The following is a 383-nucleotide window of genomic DNA, read 5'->3' on the forward strand; positions in this document are numbered from 1 at the left end:
GCTTCTTTAGGGATGGAAGGTAGCTTACTTTTCCGTCTTTCTTTGAATTTAACGGCTCTGGCTAGGTCAATAGGAGCGATAGATAGGTATCCTTTTCGGATATGTCGATAGACGGTTGAGGAGCTGACATCAAGGTTATGAGTTTTGAGGATATGATAGATGTGTTGTCCCTTTTTAACACCATCAGAAATGACTTTGTCCATGTCCCAGAAGGTCTTGGAATTGAGAGGAGTTCCTTCACGAGCTTCTACAAGAGTTTGTTCGTATTGTTTTTGAGCTTGTTTAGCGAGGTAGAAGATTTTTTTAAATCCACAATTTTGTCTTCTTTTAGGGCATCCATTACAGACAAAGGGAGCCTTATTGAGTAGAGGACAGGGAAGGTT

At 40.7% G+C, this 383-nt stretch carries 1 pseudogene; it reads right to left on the reverse strand.

Annotated elements, in window-relative coordinates:
• Positions 1-383: pseudogene (locus tag K4Z77_RS07840) on the reverse strand (IS30 family transposase); the annotation flags it as partial.

Source organism: Streptococcus mitis subsp. hohhotensis, from assembly GCF_020089495.2.
GTDB lineage: Bacteria > Bacillota > Bacilli > Lactobacillales > Streptococcaceae > Streptococcus > Streptococcus hohhotensis.